This window comes from Pseudomonas farris, from assembly GCF_019145235.1.
In the GTDB taxonomy this organism is placed as follows: Bacteria; Pseudomonadota; Gammaproteobacteria; order Pseudomonadales; family Pseudomonadaceae; genus Aquipseudomonas; species Aquipseudomonas farris.
Genome location: NZ_JAHSTV010000007.1, coordinates 253575 through 275558 on the forward strand (window position 1 = coordinate 253575; position 21984 = coordinate 275558).

Below are 21984 nucleotides of genomic sequence, written 5' to 3' on the forward strand. Positions count from 1 at the left end.
ATGTCTTGAATACGCATAAGCCAGCACGAAGGCTGGCTTATGGTGTGTACTTCTTACCGCAAAAACAATCAGTCGGCTTGTGGAGCTTCTACCGGCTTGACCGCTTCTTCGTAAGAGACCGATTTGTCGGTCACGCTAGCTTTCTGCAGAACAGTATCCACAACTTGTTCTTCCAGCACAACCGAACGGACTTCGTTCAGTTGCTGGTCGTTCTTGTAGTACCAAGACACAACCTGCTCAGGCTCCTGGTAAGCCGAAGCCATTTCCTGAATCATCTCGCGAACGCGGGCTTCGTCAGGCTTGAGGTCGAATTGCTTGACCACTTCAGCCACGATCAGACCCAGCACAACGCGGCGCTTGGCTTGCTCTTCAAACAGCTCGGCCGGCAGTTGGTCAGGCTTGATGTTGCCGCCGAACTGCTGAACAGCCTGCACGCGCAGACGGTCAACTTCGTTGGACAGCAGAGCCTTTGGCACTTCGATCGGGTTGGTGGCCAGCAGACCGTCCATAACCTGATTCTTGACCTTGGATTTGATCGCCTGACGCAGTTCGCGCTCCATGTTCTTGCGAACTTCGGTGCGGAAGCCTTCCAGACCGGTTTCCTTGATGCCGAATTGAGCGAAGAACTCTTCGGTCAGCTCAGGCAGTTTAGGCTCGGAAACGGTGTTCACGGTTACGGTGAACTCAGCGGCTTTGCCTGCCAGGTCGAGGTTCTGATAGTCCTCTGGGAAGGTCAGGTTCAGAACGCGCTCTTCGCCAGCTTTAGCGCCAACCAGACCGTCTTCGAAGCCAGGGATCATGCGACCGGAACCCAGTACCAGCTGGGTGCCTTTGGCGGAACCGCCAGCAAACACTTCACCGTCGACTTTGCCGACGAAATCGATGTTCAGTTGATCTTCGTTCTGAGCAGCGCGATCGGCAACTTCGAAACGGGTGTTCTGCTTGCGCAGGATTTCCAGCATCTTGTCCAGATCGGCATCAGCCACGTCAGCGCTCAGGCGCTCGACAGTGATACCTTCGAAACCGGCAACGGTGAACTCCGGGAAAACTTCGAAAATTGCGACGTATTCCAGATCTTTGCCAGCTTCCATCGATTTAGGCTCGATCGAAGGAGCGCCAGCCGGGTTCAGCTTCTGCTCGACAACAGCTTCGTAGAAGGAAGACTGGATCACATCGCCCACGGCTTCTTGACGTGCATCAGCACCGAAACGGCGCTTGATTTCACTCATAGGCACTTTGCCTGGACGGAAGCCAGCGATCTTGGCCTTTTGGGCAGTCTGCTGCAGACGCTTGTTGACCTGAGTCTCGATGCGCTCAGCCGGCACGGTGATGCTCATGCGGCGCTCAAGAGCAGAAGTATTTTCAACAGAAACTTGCATGGATATTCCTCGTTGCACAGACGTTAGCCGGCCGTTTCCGACCCCAGAATGTCGGGTAGAGATGGGCCATTACTGGCCCACCTCCCCCTAAGAACCGTACGTGCGAGTTTCCCCGCATACGGCTCGGGCCTAATCAAAACCCCCGGTAAGGGGAGCCGGTTTGTTCACTGTCAATCCGCGAGCGTGTAGCCGCTGGTGACAAAGGGGGTGCAATAGTACCCGGTTATTTAGGGAGTCTCCACCGCCTTTTGTGCGGTACAGAATGTGGTGATCATGCCACCCCGTCTCCTTCGTAATCGGTAACTTACACATTGGACACAATCCTTTCTGACTCTGGAAAAGGCTCAAAATTTGCTTACGGTACGCCAGCCTTTTGAGCATCTGTTCCATACGCCTTTTCTCACCCATTTCCTCCATAGAAGGATCGAAGGGGTTGTACTCCCCACTCACCTTCTTGTGTCGTTCGATCGGAGTGCTCGCTAGCGAGTACAACTCGATCGTTCGCATCTCTCCCTTGTCATTCATCGTCGCGGTAGCAAACACCCCTTTCCGCCCCTTCATGGGTTTAAAGTATTTTGCTCCGATCCACTGGAGTGTTTTCTTAGGGTGTCGCCGTTTTGCCCAACGCCATAGAGCCAGAAAGATCATGTAATCCATGCGGCTATACGCTTTCTTGGCTACCACAGGCTGGTGATAGAACGCCCAGCCACGCAGTATCGGATTCAGCTGTCGGATCAGATCCTCCTGCCTTACCGTTTTGCTGGTACTGATGACCTCCCTTATCTTGCTATAGAACGCTTTCACGTTTTTCTTGCTTGGCTTGATCAGAAGCTTCCCATCGTACTTGCGGAAATTCCAACCTAGAAAGTCAAAGCCTTCCTTTATATGGACGACACGCGTCTTCTCGAGTGACAACTGCAGCCCCCGCACTGCTAGGAACTGCTCTACCCAAGGTCTGACTTCAGTTTCCAGCACCTCTCGCGAGGTTCCGGTTATCACAAAGTCATCCGCGTAACGCACCACATTGATTTTCAGCTTCTTGGCCTTGGTCACACCCAGATGTTGCTTAAGTTGTGACTCCAGCCCATCCAGCACCAGATTCGCCAAGCTGGGCGAGACAATCCCGCCCTGTGGCGTACCGGCATCCGTTGCCTGTAGCTGGCCTTTATGAATCACGCCAGCTTTCAACCATTTTCGGAGAGTCACCTTATCCGTTGGGACGTTGGTGATAAGCCAATCATGATTGATATGGTCAAAGCAGCCTTTGATGTCCGCCTCCAAAACCCATTGGGCCGAAACCTTCTTGGATAGGCATACGAACAACTGCCCCATTGCATCCGCCGTAGATCGCTCGATCCTAAAGCCGTAGCTGTTTGGATCGCCGGTGGTTTCTGCAATGGGTGCCAGAGCAAGCAAATACAACGCCTGCATTGCCCTGTCCGTCATGGTCGGAATGCCCAGAGGGCGCTCCTTTCCATTTGACTTCGGAATAAACACACGTCGTAAAGGCCGTGGCTTATAACCGTGGCGCTTCAACCCATTTGCCGCCTTCCATTTGGCATCGGGTGTATCCCAGAGCACGCGGTCGACTCCCGCCGTGCGCTTACCCTGGTTTTCAGTGACTCGCCGTACGGCCAAGTATCTGGCCGAGCGTGAGCGGGTCAGCATCCGCTGCAAGGCTTTCACCCTGCGCCAGTTGCCTTCCCGACAAGCCTTCGCAATCCGTATCTGCATCGCCCGGACATTCCGCTGAACACGCCACCAATCGATGTCATGCCATTGTTGCGGAGCGCCGGAAGGCGCAGACACGGCCAATTGGCTATGTTCTAACATGCTGCCTTCCTCTCAAGTTGCCCCAAGCGAAAGACGCACACATCCCCTGACGGGAATGGACGCTCCCGCCAGGGTTGGATTAATAGAAGATCCGTTACAACTGGATCTCTAGGTTTATTGAGACAGGTTCACTCAGAGTTCATGCGACGAAAGACCACGCAGAAGTCTGCCCGGTTTCCCGTGAAGCAATGTTCCAGCCCCTATCCGGGCCATTACAGCCCGGCTTTCGCTTTCTCTGCGATCCCATACCCGCACAGCCAACGGATCACCTTGCGGCTCACCTGCCCGAAGGCAGCTATACGGGCTTACCACGTTCCCTGCCTGTCACACGACTGGGTTAGAGTCTGCCTATTCGCCGGCGACCTTTTGTGACGACGTGTTCCGACCCTTGACCAGAACAACCGGTCGCATCACCTTTTTGGTTAATGCCTATCAGCAGATTAGGCACCGTAATGCTGACGACGTTTATTAGCAGTTCACTTGTGTTACCCATACCAGCCAGCCTAGCGCCTCAACCCGGTACTGCTCCGAGCATCTGCGCTCCGCCTCACGGCGAAGACGCACCCATACAGGGGGCTACATTGTTGGAAGAGCTTCACACCCCACCGTTACCAGTGACGCATGTCTTCCTAGGCTATCGTTGGTCGCACAACGAGTCCGCTGCCACTCCAAACAGGCAATGGTTGGACAATGACAGACAGAGCTTTCGCTCATGTCTCCGGTTTGATGTGAACAGGGACTGCCGAGGCAGCATGCTCAAAGAATTGTTACCTCCTGTTTCAAAAGCAGGAGGGAACCCCAGCGGGGATTCTCTCCCGCATGGGTTTAGCCCTGAATAGGGCTGATATGTAGTAGGCACTCCAATACCGGAAATCCAGTACTGTGGTCGAGCCACCGAGCGCTAATCGACCTTGGGTCTGCCACCGCCGCTGCGGCAAGTCCTTGAAGGCATTGGACTTCTGGGAGGGTTTTGTTTCTTGGGATTGGGCACCCAAGCTCTCGGTTCTCTTTCGAAAACCCTTCAAGATGACTCTACACCTCGAAGTTTAGGAGACACGCCACGCGTGTCGCACCAAGGGCATGCATTCTAGTGGGTCATACTCAAGAAGTCACCCTACTGAAAACGGGTAAAAAAGCAGCAGGCAATTTATAGGCGGGGACAAACGGTTGTGCCTCGCCCTATTAGCAAATACAGCCAGTCATGCCAGGGCTCTGCGCCAATCCTTCTATATATAGAAGAAATCGGCAATCCATCCCTGACAGCCGACCCCACGAGGGGACCGACGGGCGAATCAGCATCATCGAGATACATAAATTCGACGACCCTACCCGCCCTTTCAACCCGGAACATGCGGTTGTTTTGAAAATTCAGATTTCTAAAACAAAAACGGCGCAGCCCTTTTCAGGTGCTGCGCCGTTTTCTGCTATTAAATAGCTGTTTGTAATGGTGCGGACGGAGAGACTCGAACTCTCACACCTTGCGGCGCTGGAACCTAAATCCAGTGTGTCTACCAATTCCACCACATCCGCATCAAACTTTTAAAGCAAAGGCGCCAGACTGTTAATCTGGCGCCTTTCTAAATATGGGGTGGACGAAGGGGATCGAACCCTCGACAACGGGAGTCACAATCCCGTGCTCTACCAACTGAGCTACGCCCACCATATTGCCATGTTGCGTTACTTGTGCCAAAGCTGCCTAATTGGCGCACCCGGCAGGACTCGAACCTGCGACCATCCGCTTAGAAGGCGGATGCTCTATCCAGCTGAGCTACGGGCGCCTTGTTAATCTGTATTCTTGGACGATTACAAACTAAGTGCTTTCAGTCTCACCGAATTAAACATCAACTCTGCTCGACCTTCTTAACCAGTGCTAGGCTGTGCCCGACAAGTGCGACGAATGTTATAGGTGAGCCTGAAGGTCGTCAACTCTTTTTTAAAAAAAATTCATTTAATTAAAGGGGTTAGGGGAATTTGCAGACCAAGCGCCTTTGCCCTCACCTCATGACATGCGAGAATGCGCTCTCTTTTTTTCCCCTCTCGATGGTTAATCACGCGCAATGACTGCACAACTAATCGACGGCAAATCGATCGCCGCCAGCCTGCGCCAGCAGATCGCCAAACGAGTCGCCGAGCGTCGCCAGCAAGGCCTGCGCACACCCGGCCTCGCGGTGATCCTGGTCGGCAGCGATCCTGCCTCTCAGGTTTATGTCTCGCACAAGCGTAAAGACTGTGAAGAGGTCGGCTTCCTTTCCCAAGCCTACGACCTGCCTGCCGAAACCACTCAAGAAGCACTGACCGACCTGATCGATCGCCTGAACGACGACCCGGCGATTGACGGCGTCCTGCTTCAGCTGCCTTTACCTGAACACCTGGACGCCTCCAAATTGCTGGAGCGCATTCGTCCTGACAAGGACGTCGACGGTTTCCACCCTTATAACGTCGGCCGTCTGGCCCAGCGCATTCCGCTGCTGCGTCCGTGCACCCCTAAAGGCATCATGACGTTGCTGGAAAGCACCGGTGCCGACCTCTACGGGATGGACGCGGTCATTGTCGGGGCTTCCAACATTGTTGGCCGTCCAATGGCGATGGAACTGCTGCTGGCCGGTTGCACCGTGACCGTTACCCACCGTTTCACCAAGGATCTGGCGGGCCATGTCGGTCGCGCCGACCTGGTGGTGGTTGCAGCCGGCAAGCCGGGCCTGGTCAAAGGCGAATGGATCAAGGAAGGCGCGATCGTGATCGACGTTGGCATCAATCGCCAGGCAGACGGCAAGCTGGTCGGTGACGTGATCTACGAAACCGCCCTGCCCCGCGCCGGCTGGATCACGCCGGTTCCGGGTGGCGTTGGCCCGATGACCCGCGCCTGCCTGCTGGAAAACACGCTGTACGCCGCGGAAACCCTGCACGGCTGAGTTCACGCTTGCTTGCAGCGCCGCATAAAAGAACCCCGCCATCGCGGGGTTCTTTTTGCCTGCAGAAAAAGCTCGACCATCTGCCGGAAAAGCGTGCTTCCAAGCACTTTCCCCTGAACATAGAACAACCATCGACAGTTCTTCAGCCATACTCCTAAAATGCGTCGCTTTTTAAAGAAACAGCCCGTTACAAAACGGCATATCCACCCTTTATGAGTCCGCCAGCGTGAAAATCCGTCTTTCAATCCTGAGTCTATTTTTTGCATTTACAGGGACTTTCACCGCGCCAACGATCAACGCCGCAGAAACCACCGCCGCACCCCGAGACATTTCACAACTGAAGATCGCTTCCGGCAGTGTCTTGCTGATGGATATGCAAACCAACAAAGTGATCTATGCCAGCAATCCTGACGTGGTAGTGCCAATCGCGTCCGTCAGCAAACTGATGACCGGCCTGGTGGTGGTAGAAGCCCGGCAGAACATGGACGAATACCTTTCCATCAACATCAGCGACACCCCGGAAATGAAAGGCGTGTTTTCCCGGGTCAAACTCAAAAGCGAATTGCCGCGCCGAGAGATGCTGCTGATTGCCCTGATGTCGTCGGAAAACCGTGCCGCTGCGAGTCTGGCCCATCACTATCCGGGCGGCTATGTCGCGTTCATTGCCGCCATGAACGCCAAAGCCAAAGCGCTGGGAATGACCAGCACCCACTTTGTCGAACCGACGGGCCTCTCCCCTCGCAATGTGTCCACCGCCCGCGATCTGAGCAAACTGCTGATCGCCGCACACAAGCACCCGCTATTGACTCAGCTGAGCACCACCAAGGAAAAAACCGTTTCGTTCCGTAAACCCAACTACAGCCTGGGCTTCCGCAACACCGACCATTTGGTCAACAAGCCTAACTGGGACATCAAACTGACCAAAACCGGCTTTACCAACGCGGCCGGTCACTGCCTGGTGCTGGTCACCCACATGGGTGATCGTCCGATGGCGCTGGTGATTCTCGACGCCTTCGGCAAGTACACGCACTTTGCCGATGCCAGCCGGATTCGTAGCTGGGTCGAAACCGGCAAGAGCGCCAACGTGCCGTCCGTCGCCCTGCAGTACAAGTCCGACAAGAATCTCAAGCATCGCCAGAGCGGCGTGGTTGAAGCATCGAAATAAGTCGAAACGCCTCCAAAAGAAAGCCCCGAATATTCGGGGCTTTTTTTTGTCCGGATTAATCATTAGGCAACGGCATCTGATCGTCATCCGGAATGCCATCCCCGGCACTCGGGTCTTTCCAGCCTTGCGGATGCTTTGTTGGTACCACGGTCGGTCTGGCCAAGGGGTCCCGTAACGGACTGTCCGGATCCATCACCGGATCCAGATCTTCTTCGGGGGTTGTTGGAACACTGTCAGGAGGATCAGGACGTTTGTCGTCGAAGCTCGAATCGGTAGACATATGCACCTCACACTAGGGCTTGGGTTTCAGATCGCCAAGTGGATCGTAAGGCTTTGCCGGGGCCTTCTTGCCCTCCTCACCCGGTTTTACATCCCTGGGCGCCTTGGCGGGCCCGATGGGATCGACCTGAGGATCGGCAACGTCCGGGGAATCGGGGTCGAACCCCAACTCATTATCGGACGAATGCTCAGACGAGTGCGGACCAGTGGGGGTATTGGAATGTGCCATGGCGCCTCCTGATCATGGTCCCGGAAAAGTCCGGACCCTCTACGTGAGACTCCAGCATAGCGTGGCAGTGCCATGCCGATGACGAGCGGAACTTACTTCGCGCTCAACGCCTTCTTCGCCCTGGCTGCCGCCTGCTCCTGACCTGACTGGGCAAGATCGCTCGCCGCTTTCAGCCAGCGCTGCTGATCAACATTGGCCGGAATCTGGTCCGGCTTCTGGATCAATACGGCCCAGCCACCGGCATTCTCGAACGCCGATTCAAAGGCGCTGAACCCCATCAGCAACCGACGATCCATCCCGGCGCGCAGCAGCACGGTCTGCTTCTGACGGTTGTAACCGGCGAGAATGGCGTATCGGGGCTCTGCCCAAAACGCCGAGCCTTCGGTGAAGCGCACCATTACCGGATAACCGGCCGCAACCTGGGCCAGCAGCGCTGGCAAATGGCTGTCGAGGGGATAGACCACCATCCCGTACTCGCGCGCGAGGTCCTGCATGTTCTGCTGCAAGCGGTCTTCGGCACCCGGCAAATGCAGAGGTTTGTCTAGTAAGCCTGGGGTTATCACGATGCCTTGCTGGGACAGCAGGCTGGCCAGAACCTGAGGCCCGCTTTGATAACTTTGCCCACGGTAGAACGTACCGCTGAGTTCGACCCGCTCAGGAAGACGCTTGATCTCAGGCGCCACGCTCCCCGCACAACCAGCCAGACCGGCAACGCAGCCAACGATCAATACCAAAGATCGAATTCGAGAAACTACCCGCACCATCATCACTCTCTTGTTCAGACGCCAGGTATTCACACTCCCGGCTTGGCCGTCGATCATAGGATGCCGCGCGGCAGCGGTATAGCCTTAACGGGCAGTTGATTACATTCGATAGAGCGAACTGGTTGGTGACAGGCGACCTTTGGTCAATAGTCTGAAATACAGCAGCGGCTAAACTGTCACTTACCAAGGAAGAGTGTGTGCCCGATGCAGGGCAAAGAGGAGGCACTGATGAGCCTGACAATGACCATTGTAATGTTGATTTCCGGCTGGCTGGCCGTGGCCGCCGCCATGCTGTGGGGCGTTTTACGTATTACCCGCCGGCACCATCATCACCCGGTTCAATCGGCGCCTGTGGCGAAAACCGATCAGCCGGCTGCCCACCCCGCCACCGCGCACTGACCGGCGCTTTTCGGTCGCCCAAACAAAAACGGCCGCCTGGGCTCTTTCGAGTTCAGGCGGCCGTTTCGTTTAACGAAGGTTAAGCTTCTGCGGCGATGCGCTTCTGCCTGGCCCGACGAGACAGCATGTTCAAGCCTTCGATCGTGGCCGAGAACGCCATGGCCGCGTAGACGTAGCCTTTCGGTACGTGGGCGCCAAAACCTTCGGCGATCAGCGTCATGCCGATCATGATCAGGAAGCCCAGCGCCAACATCACCACCGTCGGGTTGTCGTTGATGAACTTGGCCAGAGGGTCAGCTGCCAACAACATCACCAGTACCGACACCACCACCGCAATGATCATGATCGGCAAATGCTCGGTCATGCCGACAGCGGTAATGATGCTGTCGATGGAGAACACCATGTCCAGCAGCAGGATCTGACCGATCGCAGCGGCAAAACCCAGGGTCACAGTCGAGGTGGCCGACGTCGGATCATCCGGCGCCGGATCCATGCTGTGATGGATCTCGGTGGTCGCCTTCCACAACAGGAACAGGCCACCCGCGATCAGGATCATGTCCTTCCAGGAGAACGCGTGGCCGAGAATCTCGATCACAGGCTCCGTCAGCTGGACGATGAAAGCGATGGTGCTCAACAGTGCCAGGCGCAGGATCAACGCCATGCCGATACCGATGCGCCGCGCCTTCTGGCGATGCTGTTCGGGCAGTTTGTTGGTGAGGATCGAGATGAAGATCAGGTTATCGATGCCGAGCACGATTTCCATCACCACCAGCGTGGCCAAGGCGACCCAGGCAGTGGGGCTTGCAGCAAGTTCTAAAAGGTATTCCATGGGTCAGTCCTGACTCGTTGTAGACGGTTTAGATTTCCTGGGACGAAGATTCGGATTTGTCCGTCTCTTTGGCCGGTTGTTCTTTCTTGGTGATCAAACCGCCCGTGGCATCGCTGAGCGCTTGCTCGGCCGCTTTGTGGGTATCGTCAATTGCCTGCTTAGCGGTTTCGGCAGCCTTGCCCATCAATTGCTGAGCGCTTTTCTCGGCCTGGTCGCAACCGGCCAACACCAGTAAAGACGTGATCAGCAGTGCCGTGGTTTTAAGCTTCATGATGCTTCCCTCAAATAGAACAGACAGAACCGGAAAGGCGATCCGTCGATAGCGAGGCATTCTAAGGAAGTAAACACTTCAGGAAAATTCGTATTTTTAGCGGCTATACTTCGGTTTTAACGAATCCATATCTTCATCTGCAGCTCCTGCCCCGGAATATAAATAGATGCTTAATTATCGACAGCTGCATTACTTCTGGGTGGTGGCCAAGACGGGCAGCATCGTGCGCGCCTGCGAGCAACTGAACCTGACGCCACAGACCATCAGCGGGCAGATTTCCCTGCTCGAGCAAACCTATGGCATCGAGTTGTTTCGTCGGGTCGGCCGGCAGCTGGAACTCACCGAAGCCGGGCGTCAGACCCTGCCCTACGCCGAGCAGATGTTTCAGCTCGGGGGCGAACTGGAGTTGATGCTGCGGGCGCAGCCCAATGAACAACAAATCCTGTTTCGGGTAGGAGTCGCCGACGTAGTGCCCAAATCCATCGTCTATCGCCTGATCGCTCCGACCATGGAGTTGAGCGAGCCCCTGCGTATCACCTGTCGCGAAGACAAACTGGAACGTTTGCTTGCCGACCTGGCGATTCAGCGCCTTGATCTGGTGATTTCCGACAGCCCGATGCCCTCGCATCTGGACATCAAGGGCTACAGCCAGAAACTCGGTGAATGCGGCATCAGCTTCTTCGCCACAGCCGAACTGGCGGCGCGATATGGCCAGGACTTCCCCCGCAGCCTGCACGGCGCCCCGCTGCTGATTCCCGGGCCGGAAACCGTGGTGCGCAGTCGCTTGCAACGCTGGTTTGCCGAACAGCAGATCCAGCCACAGATCGTCGGCGAGTTCGACGACAGCGCCTTGATGCAGGCTTTCGGCCAATCCGGCAGCGGGATATTCATCGGCCCGAGCGTGATTGCCGACGAAGTGAGACGCCAATGCGGCGTGGAGTTGATTGGCCAGACCGACGCGGTGCGCGAGTCGTTCTACGCCATCTCGGTGGAGCGCAAGGTCAAGCACCCCGGCATTGTCGCCATTACCGAAGGTGCTCGCCGCGAGCTGTTTACCGCGATATGAGGTGTCAGGCGCAGATTTCGCGAGGTTTAAAGGTCATCAGCGCCATCGCCAACAGGATCGAGACAAGGATAAAACCAGCCGCCGCGAAACCCAGGCCGCCCAGGCCGACACTGTCGATCACCCGCCCACCGACCATCGCGCCCAGACCGATGCCGAGATTGGCCCCGGCGATGTTCAGCGATGCAGCAAAGGCCGGTGCCTCAGGCGCAGCCTTCATCAGACGCACGTGGCTGACCAGGAACAGCGCGGCCTGAGTCACGCCCCAAATCCCCATCGCTGCCGCCAGACCGAGGGGCGAATGAATGTTCGGCACCAAGGCCACCATGCCGGCGATCATGAAGGCACAGAACGTTACTGAAGCAATTAGCGGATGCCGATCCACCGCGCGACCGCCCAACGAATTGCCGATCAAGCCGACCGCACCGAAGCCCATCAGGCACCAGCCGACGACGGTGCCGTTGAAACCGGCCAGTCGCTCAAGAATGTCTGCCAGGTAGGTGTAAGCGGTGAACATGCCGCTGAACACCAGGATCGATAACAGCACATGCCCCAGCATCAACGGGCTACGCAGGATTCTGAACTGCGAACGGAAGCTCACTTGATGTTGGTGCAGGTTGGTTTTCGGCAAGTAGATAAACAGCAGCAACGCCTTGGCAAACGCGATTACCGCCAGAATGCCAAAGGCACTGCGCCAGCCGAACGCATCGGAAATCAGCGTACCCACCGGAATACCGAACACCGTGGCGCAGACAATGCCGAAACCGATCTTGGAGATGGCCCGCCCGGCATAGTCCGGCCCGACGATGTCCACTGCGGTTTCACTGGCCAACGCCCAGAACACCGGCAACCCCAGCGCCGGAATCAGTCGCGCAATGGCCATCACCCCGATGTTCGGCGCCAGCGCCGCCAGCGTGTTGGCCAGACCGAACATGATCAGCACACTGATAAACAGTTTGCGCCGTTCAAATCTTGCGAAGTACGCCGTCAGGAACGGCCCGAAAGCGGCCACGGTGAAGGCGAACAGGGTCACCAGCAAACCCGCTTGAGGAATGCTGACGTCCAGATCTCGGGCGATTGCCGGCAACAGGCCGACGATGATGAATTCCGTTGTCAGCACCGTAAAACCGGCGGCGGACAACAGAAGAATGGGCAACAGCATGCAGAACTCCAGGAAAACGACGACACCAGCGACAGCCCGAAGGCTCACTGGCAGAACTTGAAAATGAGGATGGCGAAGCTTAACAGAGTGTTTCCGGACGAAGTTGCACGAACCTGCAAATCGCGTTGAGCAATCGGGTGGCAGATCGTCACAGGTCTGAAGGATCACGCCTACGCTGTGATAAAGTCCGCGGCCTGCGGTACTTACACTTTGCTCATCGGCCATTCATTGGCATTGATGCAGCGACCCTTCGGTTCCCTCCATGTGGCCTGCCCGGCTTTTTGCTGCATGAACAGAACCCTGCACCCTAATAAAATCAGAGATGCCGTTATGACCGCTTCATCCCCTTCTCTTTTGCAACGCCTGAAACGCAGTAGCCTGGTCACGCAAATCATCATCGGCCTGATCGCCGGGATTGCCTTGGCGTTGTTCGCGCCTGAGCTGGCCAAATCCACCGCCTTCATTGGCAAAGTGTTCGTGTCGGCGCTCAAGGCTGTCGCGCCGATTCTGGTGTTCGTGCTGGTCATGGCCTCGATTGCCAACCATAAGCACGGCCAGGAAACCCATATCCGGCCGATTCTGTTTCTGTATTTGCTGGGCACCTTCGCGGCGGCCGTGGTGGCGGTGATCGCCAGTACGCTGTTCCCGTCGAGTCTGGTGCTGTCGGCCCAGGACGTCGCGGTGACCGCACCGGGCGGCATCAGCGAAGTGCTGCAAAGCCTGCTGCTCAGCGTGGTCGACAACCCGGTCAGCGCGCTGATGAACGCTAACTTCATCGGTATCCTGGCTTGGGCGATCGGCATGGGCGTTGCGATTCGCCATGCAGGCGAGACGACGCGCGAAGTACTGGGCGACCTGTCCAATGGCGTGACCTTGATCGTGCGTCTGGTGATTCGCTTTGCGCCGCTGGGGATCTTCGGCCTGGTGGCCTCGACCCTCGCCACCTCCGGTTTCGGTGCCTTGATCGGCTACATGCATCTGCTGGCCGTGTTGTTGGGCTGCATGCTGTTCGTGGCGCTGGTGATGAACCCGGCCATTGTGTTCTGGAAGCTACGTCGCAACCCGTATCCGCTGGTACTCACCTGCCTGCGCGAGAGCGGTATCACTGCCTTCTTCACCCGCAGTTCGGCGGCGAACATTCCGGTCAACCTGGAGTTGAGCAAGCGTCTGGGCCTGCATGAAGATACCTATTCGGTGTCGATCCCGCTCGGCGCCACCATCAACATGGCCGGCGCTGCGATCACCATCACCGTGCTGACCCTGGCTGCCGTGCATACCCTGGGCATCGCCGTGGATATTCCGACAGCCATCCTGCTCAGCATCGTCGCGGCGATCTGTGCCTGTGGCGCCTCGGGCGTGGCAGGCGGTTCGCTGTTGCTGATTCCGCTGGCGTGCAGCCTGTTCGGCATCCCGAGCGAAATCGCCATGCAGGTGGTGGCGGTCGGCTTCATCATCGGTGTGTTGCAGGACTCGGCGGAAACCGCGCTGAATTCCTCCACCGACGTGCTGTTCACCGCGGCGGCATGCCAGGGTGAGGAACAGAAGACCCAGAAAGCCCGGGAAGCCCAGCGTCTGGCATAAAAAGATCAAAAGATCGCCGCAGCAACGCATGTAAAAAAGCCCGCCAAGGCTTACACCTTGGCGGGCTTTTTTGTACCTGGGCGGTTTAGAACGCGCCCATGTAATCGCGCTTGCCCACTTCCACACCGTTGTGACGCAGCAGTGCGTAAGCGGTGGTCACGTGGAAGAAGAACTGCGGCAAACCGTAGCTCAGCAGATAAGCCTGGCCAGTGAAGCGCTTCTCTTTAGGCGTGCCTGGACGGGTAACGATCTCGATGCCTTCCTTGCCGTCGATCTGCTCAGGCTTGATCTCGCCAATGAAGGCCAGGACCTTGGCAATCAACGCTTGCAGTTCGGCGAAGGTGGTTTCGGTGTCGTCATATTTCGGCAGTTCGACTTCAGCCAGACGCGCCGAAACGCCTTTGGCGAAATCAACGGCGATCTGCACCTGACGCACCAGCGGGAACATGTCCGGGTACAGACGGGCTTGCAGGAATGCGTTCGGATCAATGTTTTTCGCGGTAGCGTGGGCTTCGGCCTTGCTCAGGTTGTTGCTCAAGGCATTGAGCATTTGCTGGAAAACCGGAACGGAAGCGGCGTACAGGGAAATAGTCATGATGGTCTCGTGTGGTGACAGGAGTAAAAACGTGGAGCGATTATAGCCATGCCCGACCGCCCTGCGGCTTGTCTTTTATCCTGCAAGGATTAGGCTAGGCGGCTTCGACTGCATGCTTCGACTGCATAGGGAAAAGCGCGATGAGCACTGAGCAAGAAACGACCTCCGACGAACCGCGGCTCAACAGCACGGAAATCCGCATTCTGGGCTCGTTGATCGAGAAACAGGCCACCAGCCCGGAAACCTATCCGCTGACGCTTAATGCGCTGGTGATTGCCTGCAATCAGAAAACCAGCCGCGAACCGGTGATGAACCTCAGCCAGGGCCAGGTCGGCCAGAGCCTGCGCGTTCTGGAAGGTCGCGGTTTTACCAGGCTGGTGATGGGCAGCCGTGCCGACCGCTGGGAGCATCGGGTCGACAAGGCGCTGGAACTGGTGCCGGCGCAGGTGATTCTGACGGGGTTGTTGTTCCTGCGCGGCCCGCAGACGGTCAACGAACTGCTGACCCGCAGCGGCCGCATGCATGACTTCGAAGATGCCGAGCAGGTGGTGCACCAGCTGGAACGTTTGATCGCCAGAGGGCTGGCGCTTTTGATTCCGCGCCAGGCTGGCCAGCGCGAAGACCGTTACATGCATGCACTGGGCGATCCGGCGGATATCGAAGCAATCCTGGCTGCCCGGCAGAATCCGGCGGAACGCGGCACCAGTGGCGGTGTGTCGGTTGAGCGAATCGAAGAGCTTGAAGCGCGGATTGCGGCGCTGGAAGAGCGACTGGCACGCCTCGAATAGACTGGTCGCGACATTCTGAATGTGGGAGCGGGCTTGCTCGCGAAGGCGGCGGCATATCTTGCATCAATATGACTGACAGACCGCTTTCGCGAGCAAGCCCGCTCCCACATTGGATCTTCAGTGATCACAAGAGTAATTAAGACAGCTGCTCCCACCGATTACGCTACTCACCATCCCAATAATCCACACCATCAGCCTGCCTGGCGACGGCGACGAAGCCCGAAGCATTGCCCTGCGCATCGACCTTGAAGTCGTCCATCACCACGTATTTGCCGGAATCCGGGTATTCGCAAATATCCGGCGAGTGTTGGCTACTGACCGCCAGATAGCGCAATTCGCCGTTGCTGGTATTGATGATCTGGTGCGCGGCTTCAGGACCGCCCGCCGGGCAGGCGATCACGTCACCGGCGCGGATCGGAAAACGTTCGGCGCCAAGGCGAACCTCCCCTTCCCCGGCCACGATGTAGAACATCTCCTCGTTGACCCGATGGTTATGAAAAGGACTGCCACGCATGCCCGGCTCCAGGGCATACAACCGATAACCCAGTTTTTGCGCGCCCAATTGCTGACCGATGCGGGCCAGGCGTTGCTGATAGCGGCCGGCGGCATCACCGGTGGGGGCAAAGTCTTCGGGCAGCGGTAAAAGTTCGGCCTGATCCAGGTTGAGAATGGCGGGATGCATGAAAACCTCGGTCACGGTGGCTGGAGAGCAAGTCTGCGCTTGCTGGTGGCCAGTATAGGCGGGGGTTATTCGAGGACAAGTGAATGGGGATTGGCAGGAGACCGAGTCGCGGCAATCGCGAGCAGGCTCGCCCACAGGTTCAGCGCTGATCCTCGGGCGGCGATCCGCCAGTTGCATTGATGCAGGATGTGCCTCCGCCTTCGCGAGCAAGCCCGCTCCCACAGGTGACCAAGTTGATTCAGACTAATGCGGTCAAGTGTGGGAGCGGGCTTGCTCGCGAAAGGGCCGGGACATCCAACGAATATTTGGGAATGATCAGCCCCGGGCAAACGCCACGGCTTTCTGGAATTGTTCATCAGTCGGCCGTACGCCGGTGTACAACACGAACTGTTCCAGCGCCTGGATCGCAATCACTTCCAGCCCGGTGATCACCCGCTTGCCTTCGGCACGAGCGCGCACGATCAATGGTGTTTCCGAGGGGATCGCGACTACATCAAAGACAGTTTCGGCCGCAGCGATAGCGTCAGGCTCAAACGCCAATTGATCCGCTTCCGGCCCGCCGGTCATGCCGATGGGCGTGACGTTGATCAGCATTTGCGGGCGCTGCCCCCCCAGTTCTGCCTGCCATGAGTAACCCAACGATTCAGCCAAAGCACGCCCGGCGCGCTCGTTCCGGGCCACGATCAGGCCGTTTTTGTAGCCGCCATCGCGCAAGGCACTGGCCACAGCCTTGGCCATGCCGCCACTGCCGCGCAGGGCAAAGGTCGAATCCTTGGGAACCTGATGGGTTTCAAGCAACTGGGCAATGGCGATGTAATCGGTGTTGTAAGCCTTGAGGTGACCGTTGGTATTCACAATAGTGTTGATCGATTGAATAGCTTCAGCCGATGCATCCAGCTCATCGACCAAGGCGATACAGGCTTCCTTGAACGGCATCGACACCCCGCAACCCCGGATTCCCAAGGCGCGGATGCCGCCAACGGCACCCGGCAAGTCCTGACTGCTGAAGGCTTTGTAGTAGAAATTCAGGCCCAGTTGTTCGTACAGATGGTTATGAAACCGCAGGCCAAAATTGCCGGGACGCCCCGAGAGTGACATGCACAGCTGAGTGTCTCTGTTGGGGTTCATCTGCATTGGAATCTCCTTCAATAGCACTTTCGGATGGACGGGATTAGCCACTCCACCGGTTCTGATTGATCATAAAAGCCAGTCTGCACCTGGCACACAGCCGTAAAGAAGCCGGTACAGACCTTACACAAAATTTACCCAACGGCTGTGCTGATTTTCAAAAAAATGCTGTCTTAGAAGTATCCCCGCGACAACTTGTGTCTATTGCAGACGCGAGCGCCGGGTCGAAGAACCGAGGACTTATCATGATCCGTAAAATCCCCACAGTAGCCTTGCTGATCGGTGCTCTCGCTATCGCAGGGCAGGCAGAAGCAGGTGGTCGTGGCTGGGAAGGTCCGGCTGTGTTTGGTGCGATCGTCGGCTCGGCAATCATCGGCTCAGCAATTATCGGTCGTGACCGGCCATTGTATGTGGAACAACCGGTTTACGTTCAGCCACAACCGGTGTACGTGCAGCCACCGCCTGTTTATTACCAACCGGCGCCGGTCTACGTTCAACAACCGATGTACTACCGCCCGGCACCGATCTATTACGGTCCGCCACGCGGGTATGGTCCACCACGCGGCTATTACGGCCCTCCCCATGGTTATTATCGTGGCGACCGCTGGTAACACGCTCATCAGGCCCCGCTGTAACAGCGGGGCCTTTTTTATGACCACGGGCTGGACGAAGTCTGAATAAATCTCGTCAAGGTCGCTGTCGGAACAGTACCGACAGGTAAAGTTGGTCATATTTATGTCATGTCCGGTCCGCAAGCTTGGACCTGTCCGTAAACAACAGGTTGATAAAAACAAGGACGACCTCATGCCCACACAAAACCCGCATCGCATTGTCGGCTTGTGCACTTCCAGCAAGGTGTACAACGCACTGACCGAACTCAAACACCTGGAAGGCCATCGCAGCGCAAAATTCCTCTCGCTGCTGGCAGAAAACCTGGTGCGCAAAGGCCTGCTCAATGAGCAGGAAGTAGTACATATGCTCGATCTAGTGGTGGATTGACCGCAGAACTCATTGGCATCAATGACGACTATCGAAAGCGTTGATTGTCCGTTCAAGCGTCCGATCCGTAAGGTAGCTCCATAGATTTAATGGAGGTACTTATGGCCCAGGTTCAGATCATGTCAGTTATCGGCAGCGCCGTTCCCGCACAGCTCAGAGCGCGAGGATTGCTTGCCTGTTGGTATCTGGTGCAGGACGGCGAACCGATCAGCGGCCCGCTCACCTCGCTTCCCGCCGCCCAAGCCTTGTCACAACGTATCGACTCAGGCCAGCTCAGCGCTTAAGGCAGCTGAACCTTGGGCTTGGAATCGATGAAAATCGCCCAGCTCGACACGAACAGCGCCGCGATCAACGGCCCGATGACAAAACCGTTCAGACCAAAAAGCGCCAGGCCGCCCAAGGTCGAGATGAGGATCAAGTAGTCTGGCATTTTGGTGTCCTTGCCCACCAGGATCGGTCGCAGGACGTTGTCCACCAGGCCAATCACGAACACTCCGAACAAGGTCAGCACCGTGGCCTGCCACATCGCGCCACTGAACAGAAAATACGCCGCCACCGGTATCCAGACGATACCCGCCCCCACCGCCGGTAAAAGCGACAGAAATGCCATCAACACCGCCCAGAGCAGCACGCTCGGGATGTCCAGAAACCAGAAAATAAAACCACCCAATGCCCCTTGCGTGATCGCTACCACCACATTGCCCTTCACGGTGGCCCGCACCACGCGATTGAACTTGAGTTGCAAACGGCGCTTCTGGGTATCTTCCAGCGGTATCGCCGCGCGTACTTTGCGCGCCAGTTCAGACCCGTCCCGCAGGAAGAAAAACAGCAGATAGAGCATGACGAAAAAGCTCACCACGAATTGGAATGTCCCCTGACCAAAACTGAACGCCTTGGTCGCGACAAACTGGCTGCCTTGCATCGTACTCTTGATGATTTTCTCTCGAAGCCCGCTCAGCTCGCCCATACCGAAACGATCAAGCAAGTACTGAACGTACGGCGGCAGGCTTTGTTTGAACTGCGACACATACCCGGCAATGTCCAGCTCACCGCTTTCGATTCTGTTGTAAAGCGCCGCGCCTTCTTGAACCAGCAAGGTACTGATGGTGATCACCGGGAGGATCGCGATCACCACACAGAGAAACAAAGTGAACAGGGCCGTCAGGTTGTGGGGCCAGCCGAACCTGCGTTGCAGCTGATGCTGCAAGGGCGCAAACAGAATGCCGAGGATAACCGCCCAGAACACCGCGCCATAAAACGGCAGCAGAATCCAGATGAAGGCGATGCTCACCAGCGTCAGCAAGACCATCAACGAGGTGTTTTGCAGTTTCGTTTCGTTCATGTCCGATCCATGTCAGTGCGCAGGGGCGCCGATTGCGCATCCTGATATTTAGTCCGCCACGGCTCGCGCGAGTGCCATCCGTTTTTCATCAAGCATAGATCCAGATCAATAAACCCCGCGGGCAAGCCGCTTACCCTTGCCGGCTTTGCGATCGACACTGCCATGACCTGCGCCATGACGCTTACGCCTCCAGAACTGCTCGCCCCTGCCGGCACCCTGAAAAACATGCGTTATGCCTTCGCCTATGGCGCCGACGCCGTGTACGCCGGCCAGCCGCGCTACAGCCTGCGGGTGCGCAACAATGAATTCGATCACGCCAACCTCGCGCTTGGCATCGCCGAGGCCCAGGCTCAGGGCAAGCGTTTCTATGTGGTGCTGAACATCGCTCCGCACAACGCCAAGCTCAAAACATTCTTGAAGGATCTGGAACCGGTGATCGCCATGGCGCCGGATGCGCTGATCATGTCCGATCCGGGCCTGATCATGCTGGTGCGCCGGCACTTCCCGCAGATGCCGATCCACTTGTCAGTACAGGCCAACACGGTGAACTGGGCCAGCGTCGAGTTCTGGCAGCAACAGGGCCTGAGCCGGATCATTCTGTCCCGTGAACTGTCGCTGGAAGAGATCGCCGAAATCCGCCAGCACGTCCCGGCGATGGAGCTCGAAGTGTTCGTCCACGGCGCCTTATGCATGGCCTATTCCGGGCGCTGCCTGTTGTCGGGCTACATGAACAAGCGCGACGCCAATCAGGGCAGCTGCACCAATGCCTGCCGCTGGAAATACTCGGCGACGCCGGCCAGCGAAAATCAGCTCGGCGAAATCGTTCAGCAGTTCCGACCCGAACCGACGCTGGGCATCGGTGCGCCGACCGATCAAGTGTTCCTGCTGCAAGAAGCCAATCGCCCTGACGAACTGATGCCGGCATTCGAGGATGAACACGGCACGTACATCATGAACGCCAAGGACCTGCGCGCCGTCCAGCACGTCGAACGCCTGACGCAGATGGGCGTGCATTCATTGAAGATCGAAGGTCGGACCAAATCGCACTTCTATTGCGCGCGCACCACTCAAGTGTATCGCCGCGCGATCGATGATGCGGTGGCTGGTCGGGCATTTGATCGTAGCTTGATGACCGATCTGGAATCCCTGGCCCAGCGTGGCTACACCGAAGGTTTTCTGCGTCGGCACGTGCATGACGAATATCAGAATTACCAGAACGGCAGCTCGGTTTCAGAGCGCCAGCAGTTCGTGGGCGAGCTGACCGGCGAACGCCGGGATCGGCTGGCCGAGGTGCGGGTGAAGAATCGCTTTGGTCTGGGCGATCACCTGGAACTAATGACGCCCCAGGGCAACTTCCACTTCGATTTGCATCAACTGCAGAACGCCAAAGGCAAGGCGGTTGAAGTGGCGCCGGGGGATGGGCACACGGTGTATTTGCCGATACCGGATGCGGTGGATTTGCAGTTTGGGTTGTTGATGCGGGATGTCGGCGAGAGTTGAAAATCATCAAAGGCAAGGCATAAAACCTGTGGGAGCGGGCTTGCTCGCGAAGGCGGCGGCACAGTCAACATTGATATCGCCTGACACACTGCCTTCGCGAGCAAGCCCGCTCCCACATGGATTGCGCTCGACTGACTGGCATTGGAGCAAGCCTTGAGTAATCACACAAACTCCTCCCGCAACATTCCCACAAACGCCTCTCGCGCCGGGTGAACACCAGCGTTTTCATGCCAGTAAAACAGGTTGTCGATCGCCGTCAGCTCGGGGAATTCATACCCCGCGCACCCCGCCCCTTTAGCGTACTGATCGAAGATCCCTTTAGGCACCAACGCGACGCCGGCCCCGGCGCTGACACAGCCGACAATCGCGCCATAACTGGCCAGACTGACGATCGGCAACGCCTGCCCCTGATGCAACAACCAATGCTCCAGCGCCGCCCGGTAAGGACAACCCTGAGGCCACATGAAGACGGTCTTGTCCTGCAAATCCGTGATATCGCGCACCGGCCCCAATGATGTCGAAGCAATCAGCAGCAGCTCTTCGCGGTACATCGGCGTGCGCTTGAGGTGTGAGCGCTCGACATCCACCGCGACGATTGCGCCGTCGAGTCGGTGATTGAGCGTGTCATCGAGCAATTGGCCCCAGCTACCGGTGGTCAGTTCCAGCGCAACGCCCGGATAGCGCTTGTGAAACTTGGCCAGCAACCGCGGCAATCGACCGGTCGCCGACGATTCGATAGCGCCAATGCGCAACGGCCCGGATGGCTCGGCCGAAGGGTCCAGCGCGCGTTTGGCTTCAGCCGTCAGCGCGAGAATTTTCGAGGCGTAAGCCAGAAAGGTCTGCCCCGCCGGGCTGATGCGCAACCCTCGTCCCTCACGCAGAAACAGCGCGACACCCAGCTCGGTTTCCAGCGACTTGATGCGCGCTGTGATGTTCGACGGTACACAGTGCAGCAACTCGGCCGCCCGGGCGATGCTGCCGACGTCGGCGACGGTCTTGAACATGCGAATCTGCGCCAGCTCCATACATCACCTAAAGTGAACAATTGACGCAGTATAAGTCAGTTGTGGCGAACGGTCAGGCT

Annotated in this window: 23 protein-coding genes and 3 tRNA genes; 10 read left to right on the plus strand and 16 right to left on the minus strand. The window is 57.2% G+C overall.

Going from position 1 to position 21984, the window contains the following annotated elements:
- Window positions 1–68 precede the first annotated feature (68 nt).
- The 5 genes from tig to KVG95_RS16920 form a co-directional block, all read right to left on the minus strand.
- Window positions 69–1379, minus strand: a complete 1311-nt coding sequence (tig, locus tag KVG95_RS16900) for a trigger factor (RefSeq protein ID WP_052967287.1) — start codon at window positions 1377–1379, stop codon at window positions 69–71.
- Window positions 1380–1508: 129 nt separating this feature from the next.
- Complete coding sequence (ltrA, locus tag KVG95_RS16905) at window positions 1509–3212, minus strand: group II intron reverse transcriptase/maturase (protein ID WP_217857231.1); 1704 nt, start codon at window positions 3210–3212, stop codon at window positions 1509–1511.
- A gap of 1445 nt (window positions 3213–4657) precedes the next feature.
- A tRNA-Leu gene (locus KVG95_RS16910) sits at window positions 4658–4742 on the minus strand.
- A 54-nt stretch (window positions 4743–4796) separates the two neighbouring features.
- Window positions 4797–4872: transfer RNA gene (locus tag KVG95_RS16915), tRNA-His, on the minus strand.
- Window positions 4873–4913: 41 nt separating this feature from the next.
- A tRNA-Arg gene (locus KVG95_RS16920) sits at window positions 4914–4990 on the minus strand.
- Between the two features lie 279 nt (window positions 4991–5269).
- Here KVG95_RS16920 and folD point away from each other — a divergent pair.
- Both folD and pbpG read left to right on the plus strand, forming a co-directional pair.
- Complete coding sequence (gene folD / locus KVG95_RS16925) at window positions 5270–6124, plus strand: bifunctional methylenetetrahydrofolate dehydrogenase/methenyltetrahydrofolate cyclohydrolase FolD (protein WP_217857232.1); 855 nt, start codon at window positions 5270–5272, stop codon at window positions 6122–6124.
- A 226-nt stretch (window positions 6125–6350) separates the two neighbouring features.
- Window positions 6351–7289, plus strand: a complete 939-nt coding sequence (gene pbpG, locus KVG95_RS16930; protein WP_123720359.1) for a D-alanyl-D-alanine endopeptidase — start codon at window positions 6351–6353, stop codon at window positions 7287–7289.
- Window positions 7290–7344: 55 nt separating this feature from the next.
- Here pbpG and KVG95_RS16935 read toward each other — a convergent pair whose 3' ends face one another.
- The 3 genes from KVG95_RS16935 to KVG95_RS16945 form a co-directional block, all read right to left on the minus strand.
- Complete coding sequence (locus KVG95_RS16935; RefSeq protein ID WP_217857233.1) at window positions 7345–7569, minus strand: hypothetical protein; 225 nt, start codon at window positions 7567–7569, stop codon at window positions 7345–7347.
- A gap of 12 nt (window positions 7570–7581) precedes the next feature.
- Window positions 7582–7797 (minus strand): DUF6021 family protein, encoded by a 216-nt coding sequence (locus KVG95_RS16940; protein WP_052967284.1) that lies wholly within the window; start codon window positions 7795–7797, stop codon window positions 7582–7584.
- Between the two features lie 92 nt (window positions 7798–7889).
- Window positions 7890–8618 (minus strand): cysteine peptidase family C39 domain-containing protein, encoded by a 729-nt coding sequence (locus KVG95_RS16945; RefSeq protein WP_217857234.1) that lies wholly within the window; start codon window positions 8616–8618, stop codon window positions 7890–7892.
- A 171-nt stretch (window positions 8619–8789) separates the two neighbouring features.
- On the opposite strand from KVG95_RS16945, the gene KVG95_RS16950 reads away from it, so the two are divergent.
- On the plus strand, window positions 8790–8960 hold the full coding sequence (locus KVG95_RS16950; RefSeq protein WP_187326411.1) for a hypothetical protein: 171 nt from the start codon (window positions 8790–8792) through the stop codon (window positions 8958–8960).
- A 79-nt stretch (window positions 8961–9039) separates the two neighbouring features.
- On the opposite strand, the gene KVG95_RS16955 is transcribed toward KVG95_RS16950, so the two are convergent.
- Both KVG95_RS16955 and KVG95_RS16960 read right to left on the minus strand, forming a co-directional pair.
- Window positions 9040–9789, minus strand: coding sequence for a TerC family protein (locus KVG95_RS16955; protein WP_008011416.1), 750 nt, complete (start codon window positions 9787–9789; stop codon window positions 9040–9042).
- Window positions 9790–9817: 28 nt separating this feature from the next.
- On the minus strand, window positions 9818–10060 hold the full coding sequence (locus KVG95_RS16960; RefSeq protein ID WP_038982399.1) for a hypothetical protein: 243 nt from the start codon (window positions 10058–10060) through the stop codon (window positions 9818–9820).
- 166 nt (window positions 10061–10226) lie between these two features.
- Here KVG95_RS16960 and nhaR point away from each other — a divergent pair, with 166 nt between their 5' ends.
- Window positions 10227–11126 carry a transcriptional activator NhaR gene (nhaR, locus tag KVG95_RS16965; RefSeq protein ID WP_052967281.1) on the plus strand — a complete coding sequence of 300 codons (900 nt, stop codon included), beginning with the start codon at window positions 10227–10229 and terminating at the stop codon, window positions 11124–11126.
- A 4-nt stretch (window positions 11127–11130) separates the two neighbouring features.
- On the opposite strand, the gene KVG95_RS16970 is transcribed toward nhaR, so the two are convergent.
- On the minus strand, window positions 11131–12285 hold the full coding sequence (locus tag KVG95_RS16970; RefSeq protein ID WP_052967280.1) for an MFS transporter: 1155 nt from the start codon (window positions 12283–12285) through the stop codon (window positions 11131–11133).
- Window positions 12286–12615: 330 nt separating this feature from the next.
- Here KVG95_RS16970 and sstT point away from each other — a divergent pair, with 330 nt between their 5' ends.
- A complete protein-coding gene (gene sstT, locus KVG95_RS16975; protein WP_217857235.1) occupies window positions 12616–13866 on the plus strand; it encodes a serine/threonine transporter SstT in 1251 nt (416 codons plus the stop codon).
- A gap of 85 nt (window positions 13867–13951) precedes the next feature.
- Here sstT and KVG95_RS16980 read toward each other — a convergent pair whose 3' ends face one another.
- Window positions 13952–14461 (minus strand): DUF1993 domain-containing protein, encoded by a 510-nt coding sequence (locus tag KVG95_RS16980; protein ID WP_007901777.1) that lies wholly within the window; start codon window positions 14459–14461, stop codon window positions 13952–13954.
- Window positions 14462–14601: 140 nt separating this feature from the next.
- Between KVG95_RS16980 and KVG95_RS16985 the strand changes: the two genes are divergently transcribed.
- A complete protein-coding gene (locus KVG95_RS16985) occupies window positions 14602–15249 on the plus strand; it encodes a YceH family protein (RefSeq protein ID WP_217857236.1) in 648 nt (215 codons plus the stop codon).
- A 163-nt stretch (window positions 15250–15412) separates the two neighbouring features.
- Here the strand turns inward: KVG95_RS16985 and KVG95_RS16990 are convergent, their stop codons facing one another.
- Both KVG95_RS16990 and KVG95_RS16995 read right to left on the minus strand, forming a co-directional pair.
- Window positions 15413–15931, minus strand: a complete 519-nt coding sequence (locus tag KVG95_RS16990; protein WP_217857237.1) for a cupin domain-containing protein — start codon at window positions 15929–15931, stop codon at window positions 15413–15415.
- 315 nt (window positions 15932–16246) lie between these two features.
- Window positions 16247–17065 carry a shikimate 5-dehydrogenase gene (locus KVG95_RS16995; RefSeq protein ID WP_217857238.1) on the minus strand — a complete coding sequence of 273 codons (819 nt, stop codon included), beginning with the start codon at window positions 17063–17065 and terminating at the stop codon, window positions 16247–16249.
- A gap of 239 nt (window positions 17066–17304) precedes the next feature.
- Between KVG95_RS16995 and KVG95_RS17000 the strand changes: the two genes are divergently transcribed.
- The 3 genes from KVG95_RS17000 to KVG95_RS17010 all read left to right on the plus strand — a co-directional run bounded on the left by KVG95_RS17000 (window position 17305) and on the right by KVG95_RS17010 (window position 18342).
- Window positions 17305–17670 (plus strand): hypothetical protein, encoded by a 366-nt coding sequence (locus tag KVG95_RS17000; RefSeq protein ID WP_217857239.1) that lies wholly within the window; start codon window positions 17305–17307, stop codon window positions 17668–17670.
- Between the two features lie 193 nt (window positions 17671–17863).
- Window positions 17864–18058, plus strand: a complete 195-nt coding sequence (locus KVG95_RS17005) for a hypothetical protein (protein WP_003179723.1) — start codon at window positions 17864–17866, stop codon at window positions 18056–18058.
- 101 nt (window positions 18059–18159) lie between these two features.
- On the plus strand, window positions 18160–18342 hold the full coding sequence (locus KVG95_RS17010; RefSeq protein WP_007901757.1) for a hypothetical protein: 183 nt from the start codon (window positions 18160–18162) through the stop codon (window positions 18340–18342).
- Here KVG95_RS17010 and KVG95_RS17015 read toward each other — a convergent pair.
- A complete protein-coding gene (locus KVG95_RS17015) occupies window positions 18339–19400 on the minus strand; it encodes an AI-2E family transporter (RefSeq protein ID WP_217857240.1) in 1062 nt (353 codons plus the stop codon). The two genes, KVG95_RS17010 and KVG95_RS17015, sit on opposite strands and share 4 nt — an antisense overlap.
- A 174-nt stretch (window positions 19401–19574) precedes the next feature.
- On the opposite strand from KVG95_RS17015, the gene trhP reads away from it, so the two are divergent.
- A complete protein-coding gene (gene trhP, locus KVG95_RS17020; protein ID WP_217857241.1) occupies window positions 19575–20900 on the plus strand; it encodes a prephenate-dependent tRNA uridine(34) hydroxylase TrhP in 1326 nt (441 codons plus the stop codon).
- A gap of 161 nt (window positions 20901–21061) precedes the next feature.
- Here trhP and KVG95_RS17025 read toward each other — a convergent pair whose 3' ends face one another.
- On the minus strand, window positions 21062–21925 hold the full coding sequence (locus KVG95_RS17025; protein ID WP_217857242.1) for a LysR family transcriptional regulator: 864 nt from the start codon (window positions 21923–21925) through the stop codon (window positions 21062–21064).
- Between the last annotated feature and the right edge of the window lie 59 nt (window positions 21926–21984).

Coding starts and splice junctions, on each gene's coding strand:
- tig (WP_052967287.1), bottom strand. CDS start 1,379: ATGCAAGTTTCTGTTGAAAATACTTCTGCTCTTGAGCGCCGCATGAGC.
- ltrA (WP_217857231.1), bottom strand. CDS start 3,212: ATGTTAGAACATAGCCAATTGGCCGTGTCTGCGCCTTCCGGCGCTCCG.
- folD (WP_217857232.1), top strand. CDS start 5,270: ATGACTGCACAACTAATCGACGGCAAATCGATCGCCGCCAGCCTGCGC.
- KVG95_RS16935 (WP_217857233.1), bottom strand. CDS start 7,569: ATGTCTACCGATTCGAGCTTCGACGACAAACGTCCTGATCCTCCTGAC.
- KVG95_RS16940 (WP_052967284.1), bottom strand. CDS start 7,797: ATGGCACATTCCAATACCCCCACTGGTCCGCACTCGTCTGAGCATTCG.
- KVG95_RS16945 (WP_217857234.1), bottom strand. CDS start 8,618: ATGATCGACGGCCAAGCCGGGAGTGTGAATACCTGGCGTCTGAACAAG.
- KVG95_RS16950 (WP_187326411.1), top strand. CDS start 8,790: ATGAGCCTGACAATGACCATTGTAATGTTGATTTCCGGCTGGCTGGCC.
- KVG95_RS16955 (WP_008011416.1), bottom strand. CDS start 9,789: ATGGAATACCTTTTAGAACTTGCTGCAAGCCCCACTGCCTGGGTCGCC.
- KVG95_RS16960 (WP_038982399.1), bottom strand. CDS start 10,060: ATGAAGCTTAAAACCACGGCACTGCTGATCACGTCTTTACTGGTGTTG.
- nhaR (WP_052967281.1), top strand. CDS start 10,227: ATGCTTAATTATCGACAGCTGCATTACTTCTGGGTGGTGGCCAAGACG.
- KVG95_RS16970 (WP_052967280.1), bottom strand. CDS start 12,285: ATGCTGTTGCCCATTCTTCTGTTGTCCGCCGCCGGTTTTACGGTGCTG.
- sstT (WP_217857235.1), top strand. CDS start 12,616: ATGACCGCTTCATCCCCTTCTCTTTTGCAACGCCTGAAACGCAGTAGC.
- KVG95_RS16980 (WP_007901777.1), bottom strand. CDS start 14,461: ATGACTATTTCCCTGTACGCCGCTTCCGTTCCGGTTTTCCAGCAAATG.
- KVG95_RS16985 (WP_217857236.1), top strand. CDS start 14,602: ATGAGCACTGAGCAAGAAACGACCTCCGACGAACCGCGGCTCAACAGC.
- KVG95_RS16990 (WP_217857237.1), bottom strand. CDS start 15,931: ATGCATCCCGCCATTCTCAACCTGGATCAGGCCGAACTTTTACCGCTG.
- KVG95_RS16995 (WP_217857238.1), bottom strand. CDS start 17,065: ATGCAGATGAACCCCAACAGAGACACTCAGCTGTGCATGTCACTCTCG.
- KVG95_RS17000 (WP_217857239.1), top strand. CDS start 17,305: ATGATCCGTAAAATCCCCACAGTAGCCTTGCTGATCGGTGCTCTCGCT.
- KVG95_RS17005 (WP_003179723.1), top strand. CDS start 17,864: ATGCCCACACAAAACCCGCATCGCATTGTCGGCTTGTGCACTTCCAGC.
- KVG95_RS17010 (WP_007901757.1), top strand. CDS start 18,160: ATGGCCCAGGTTCAGATCATGTCAGTTATCGGCAGCGCCGTTCCCGCA.
- KVG95_RS17015 (WP_217857240.1), bottom strand. CDS start 19,400: ATGAACGAAACGAAACTGCAAAACACCTCGTTGATGGTCTTGCTGACG.
- trhP (WP_217857241.1), top strand. CDS start 19,575: ATGACGCTTACGCCTCCAGAACTGCTCGCCCCTGCCGGCACCCTGAAA.
- KVG95_RS17025 (WP_217857242.1), bottom strand. CDS start 21,925: ATGGAGCTGGCGCAGATTCGCATGTTCAAGACCGTCGCCGACGTCGGC.